Here is a 5,435-nt window from a genome sequence, read left to right on the forward strand (position 1 = left end):
TGTTCTGTCTCTTTTACTACTAATATTGACCGAGATCCCGTCAAGGCTTCTCATTCACAATATCTGCAAAAAAAATACCGAATTGAATTTAAGGCGCACACACATGTCTGGGCTTAAAAAAACTTTTGTCCGTCAATCAGGGCAGATGCACTGTGACGATCGATCCAATTCCCTCTCCCGACTCGATCCCCAACTCGCCATCGTGAGCTTCGACTATCCGTTTGACGATCGCTAAACCCAATCCCGTACCACTGGCTTTAGTTGTGAAAAAAGGCTTCATTAGTTCTGGCAAAATGTCAGCCGGAATCGGCGTACCACCATTGTGAATTGAAATGCAAATTCGTCGATCTTGACTATTTTGGAGGTTAATTGAGATCGCATCACCAATACTTACTGCTTCACAAGCATTGGTGACTAAGTTAATTAATACCTGCTTCAATTTATCTCGATCGGCTAAAATGTTTACTGGTGAATTATTCGCAGTAAAATTTAGCTGTTTTCCGGCAGCTACAGGGATAGTTTGCAAGATATTTAACGTTTCGGCGATGAAGCTGTTTAGCTCGATCTGAGATCGATCGAGTGTTTGGGGTCGAGAATAGAGCAAAATCTGACTCAACAAGCGTTCCAATCGATCTGCTTCATCTAAAGATAGGTTTAGGTATTCTTGAAATCGATCGGCAAGTTGCAGCTTTTTAAATGCATTTAAGCCCATCAAAATCGTAGTTAGGGGATTTCGTACCTCATGGACGATTGTTGCTGCTAGTTCGCCAATTTCGGCTAGTCTGGCTAAGGCTTTTTCGGCTTCTTTGAGCAACGTAATATCCGATGCCACTGCCAATAGGCAGGACTCACCCTCTAATTCGATTGCCTCGGCAGACAAAAGTGCGGGGAAAATTTCACCCGATCTGCGGCGCAAGCAGACTTCTAGATTTCTGACTGTACTTTGGGATTGTAACTGTTGGGCGATCGCGATTCGATCGGCTGGGTTCACCCAAATCGCCAAATCCATGTCGCTGTGCCCGATTGTCTCAGCACGGGAATATCCTAGCATCTGCAAGCATCGATCGTTGATTTCGATGTAAGTACCATCATTGAGATTGCTGATAGCGATCGCATCTGGAGAAGAGCGAAAAGCAGTAGCGAACTTGGTTTCAGAAGCACGCAGGGCATCTTGAATCTGCAAGCGTTCCATCTCCGCCGCCGCCCGTGATGCAAATATTTCTAGAATCGCCTGAGTTTGATTATTCGGCTCCATCGATTTATCATCTAATACCGCGAGATGCCCCAACAAATCCCCCGTCGAAGTTAGTAACGGGATTCCAGCATAGCTTTGTGCTTCCATTGCCTCAAATTCCTCTTTTTCTTCAGGAAATAGGGTTTCAATCTGATTGGGAAAACATTGATATTTGTTATTGCTAATAATTAGTTCGCAAGGCGTACCGGGTAAATTGTACTCAAATTCTTCACCAAATTCGTTTCCCTCCCAAAAGGCAAAGCTACGAACGCGGGTAGGTGGAGCATCCATACATTCACTAATAAAGGCGTAGCGAACGCCCAGAGCTTGGGCTAAGGAACGGACTAACGATCGAAAGAAGTCTACACCTGTTACGGAAACTGTACCTTCGACGATCGATCTGAGGATTTGCTCTGATTTTTCACGTTCTAAAATTTCCGCCTGAAGCCGATCGATTGCGATCGTCATCAATTCTACCAACACTCGATCTATCACGATTTATGCTCTCCAAAACAATCGATCTTTCGATCGTTAATATTCTCTTTTATTTCGGCAAGAAGATCGTAAATTCGCTGCCTTCACCGACTGTCGATCGCACCGTAATCTTACCACCCATTCCTTCCACCAAGGTTTTGGCGATCGCTAGTCCCAATCCATATCCGCCAGTCGTGCGAGCGCGATCTTCATCAACTCGATAAAAGCGTTCAAAAATCCGGCCCAGATCTTGCAGGGGAATCCCAATTCCCCGATCGCGTACTCGAATAATTGCCTGTTTATCGATTTGTTCGACAATCAAATCGATTGTTTTTTCTGCTTGAGAATATTTAATTGCATTATCTAATAGATTAATTAGTACCTGTTTCAATCGATCGCGATCGACCATTGCTTCAACATTGACTGTAGCTGCAATTTGAATAGAGCGATCGCCCAATTCTCCGGTCAGATCGGCCACTTCAGATACCAGGTCGTTCAACAGGATTGGTGCTAGATGATAACGGGTATAACCACTATCTGCCCGTGCCAAGTCTAATAGATCCTGAAGCAATTTGATAGTGCGATCGGCTTCTGCACCTGCCGTTTCTAAGGCTTCTCGTTGATAATCATTAAGGTTACTACTTCGCCGTAATAAGCTCTGTAAATAACCCGAAACTACCGTTAATGGCGTGCGTAACTCATGGGAAATATTGCCGATAAATTGCCGTTGTTGATCCCAAGCATCCCCCAGTCGCGACAGCATCAGATTAAAAGTTTGGGCTAATTCCTTAACTTCAGTCGGTGCATGGTTAAGTTGCAATTGGGCATTATTTAGATCTGCGGCGGAAATCGCTCCCGCCATCCGGCTCATTTCTTGTAATGGTTGGAGCGATCGACGAATCCGCATGGCGATCGCCAGAATTGTGGCAAGAGTTGCTAAAATACATACGGCAGTTAAACCTTGAATCGCCGCAATTAATTGATGTTGCTCGGCGGTGATATCCTGTGCCATGTAAACCTTCCCCAGGGGCTTGTTTTTCGTCTTTACGTCGCCACGATACAAAATCATATATCGATCGCCAACCTGATACACCTGGGGCTTGAGCGGCATCTCACCGCTGGACATCAATTCGGCTGTCACCTCGCTGGATTTAGCCAGAGTCATCGTGCCATCGGCACTTTTGAACCAAATTGCCAAACCGGAAACCGAGACATTATCGATCGTTTTTTGCAGTCCCTCAGCAACTGGTAGCATATCACTATAGAGTTCGACATCGCGAGGAAACCGACTGGCAATATATTCGACTTGCTGGGTATGTGTCGTAATTAAAAGCTGTTGCATTTTCCAGCTTGTCCATGCAGCAACGCTACTCAAGCCCAGAATTGAGAGTAGAGATATTTCTAAAGTCAGTCGAAATTGGAGCGAAGCTGGATCTAGGTGCCGCTGTCTTGTCTCACTTCTAAGGCGAGGAAACCTCGCCAGAGTGAGCCGCTGTCTGACTTGGCGGAACGTCTCCTGGAGTTTAGCGAAAGGTTTCATGGGAAAATCTGGGAGAGCAGTTCTTTCAAGCGATTTGAGGAGCGTATTTATTTACTGTAATCTAAAGACCTGCGATTGTCCTGAGGCGAACCTAAGTAAGAGATTAATTTTTGCTGAGAAACACCAGATTTAGTGCTCAATATTGGCTGAGAAGTTAGCACAGGTTTTGCTACCAAATTATTAATCGTTTTCTCAGGGGAAACTCAGGTTGTGAGTTTAGAATCTGGATACGTTTGCAGCCCAGACTAACATTATTTCCCGTACTCACAATGTCTCCTTTCCACCAACGACTGACGAAATTAACCTCGCGCATCCCTGGACACATTTATCTGTGGTTGGCAATCCCAATCTTCGGATCTTCTAGTGCTGTCACGCGGAAGATTACCGAAATTGGTGCCCAGCACTTAGTGGATGGACGCAATCCAATTTCCTACTGTAATGTTTTGTTTGTGGGCAATCTTTGTGCCCTATTTGTGCTAATCGCGATCCACGGCAAACAGTTGAACCGCAACACTTTGCAGCAAATATCAGGGCGGGAATGGATCGGTTTAGTCGTTGTCGCGATCTTGGCTGGTGCATTGGCTCCAGGCTTGATTTTTCAAGCATTGTCATTGACTCCAGTTACAAATGTATTGCTACTTGGTCGCTTGGAACCACCATTGACAATAGCATTATCGATTTGGCTACTACACGATCGACTCAATCGCTGGGAAGTGCTGGGATCGATCGTCGCTTTTACGGGTGTTATCTTGACAATCGTGCTTCAGCCTACAGTGTCCAAGATGATTCCAGTCGCTGGATTTCAGGTGGGGAGGGGGGAATTAATGACGGTGTTAGGGGCGATCTGTTTATCCATCGCCACCATTGTCGTCAAAAAGTACCTAAGCAATGTGCCATTAGGCATCAACAACACTGTGCGAACTGGATTTGGCACGATCGTCTATTTGTGCTTGGCATTATGGATGTATGGTTACGAGCATTTCATGGATGTGGTGTCACCGTTTCTCTGGCAGTGGATGCTAGTTTACAGCATAGTGATTGTGGTGATTGGACAATCTTTATGGAATCAGGGCTTTCGGATTTCCTCGATCGCTACTGCGTCGATAATTGGTTCGTTTGCGCCGATTGTTGGCATTTTAGCTGCCTATTTAATTTTGGGCGAAGTGCCCACCCGCGCTCAATATATCGGGGGTGTTGTGATTTTGGTAGGTCTATTTTTAGGTCAATTGGGGATTAAAGCCAGAACCAATCGCCTAAAAAGTATCGGGATTAGTTCTATAGAAACAGAGCAGGAAATTGAAGGAAAAATGGGGTTTAAAGGAATATAATTCGATTCGATCGTGAATAAATAACTGGATATTGAATCTAATTATCGATTTAATTTGTATTCATGATATTAACCTAATTAATTAAAAATTATCCCTTCCTTTTTACAACGACGGAAATTTCTAACTTACTTGGGATTGGGAACACTTGGCTGGCAAGCAGCTAGTTTCGCTAGTCGTCCATCCACATCACCAATCGTCACACCTGAACCCACGATTATTACGCCTGAATCAATCGCTAGATCGCCGAATCAATTACCAGAATTCCAAGGAATCAGCGAGTGGCTGAATTCCGCATCGCCAGTCACAACTAAAGATTTACTCGGCAAAGTAGTTTTAGTCCAAATTTGGACACTAGGTTGTATCAATTGTCAACGGACATTACCTTACGTTACTAGTTGGCTAAAAGTGCCCAACGCGCCAAATTTGTATATTTAGCTAGTACGTCAGTAAGTTACTGTGTAGTAAAAAGCTAGCCGATTGCCTCAATGACATTGGTTTTCCCTTAATTTTCAGAGAGTGCAAAAAGTATACTTTCCGCACGGCATATTGATTTCAATTGATATCCTAGATCTCGCCCCACTTTATCAGAAGTTACGCAAGAATCTGGGGGCGAAGAATTGCGAGTTTGCACCGGAGCAGATCGAGAAAATCACCCACCTTTATCTAGAAATGCAGCCAGCGATCGAGTCTGGAGGTAAGGGGATTTCTAAAATCTTTGATATACTAAGCACGGCTAGCAATTAGACTTTTACAGTAGGGATTATTAGCGATCGTGAGATACTATGGTAAATGGAGTGGTGTTGAAGAGATCGAGTCTAATGCTGAAAATAAATTTTGTCGAAGAAGATATTAAAAAGCT

General features: G+C 44.3%; 5 protein-coding genes. 3 read left to right on the plus strand and 2 right to left on the minus strand.

The features are described 5' to 3' along the window. Positions 1-136: 136 nt before the first annotated feature. Both ACEW9J_RS17030 and ACEW9J_RS17035 read right to left on the minus strand, forming a co-directional pair. Positions 137-1,729, minus strand: coding sequence for a nitrogen regulation protein NR(II) (locus ACEW9J_RS17030; RefSeq protein ID WP_373546300.1), 1,593 nt, complete (start codon positions 1,727-1,729; stop codon positions 137-139). Between the two features lie 49 nt (positions 1,730-1,778). Further along, positions 1,779-3,248, minus strand: a complete 1,470-nt coding sequence (locus ACEW9J_RS17035) for a sensor histidine kinase (protein ID WP_373546301.1) — start codon at positions 3,246-3,248, stop codon at positions 1,779-1,781. Between the two features lie 269 nt (positions 3,249-3,517). Between ACEW9J_RS17035 and ACEW9J_RS17040 the strand changes: the two genes are divergently transcribed. From ACEW9J_RS17040 to ACEW9J_RS17050, 3 genes are all read left to right on the plus strand, one after another. After that, positions 3,518-4,576: a DMT family transporter gene (locus tag ACEW9J_RS17040; protein ID WP_373546302.1), complete on the plus strand. Its 1,059-nt coding sequence runs from the start codon at positions 3,518-3,520 to the stop codon at positions 4,574-4,576. A gap of 129 nt (positions 4,577-4,705) precedes the next feature. Then, positions 4,706-5,011, plus strand: coding sequence for a hypothetical protein (locus ACEW9J_RS17045; RefSeq protein WP_373546303.1), 306 nt, complete (start codon positions 4,706-4,708; stop codon positions 5,009-5,011). A gap of 81 nt (positions 5,012-5,092) precedes the next feature. Next, entirely contained in the window at positions 5,093-5,320 is a 228-nt protein-coding gene (locus ACEW9J_RS17050) for a hypothetical protein (RefSeq protein WP_373546304.1), read from the plus strand. The last annotated feature ends 115 nt before the right edge of the window (positions 5,321-5,435 follow it).

It is taken from the genome of Chamaesiphon sp., assembly GCF_041737865.1.
Taxonomy (GTDB): Bacteria; Cyanobacteriota; Cyanobacteriia; order Cyanobacteriales; family Chamaesiphonaceae; genus Chamaesiphon.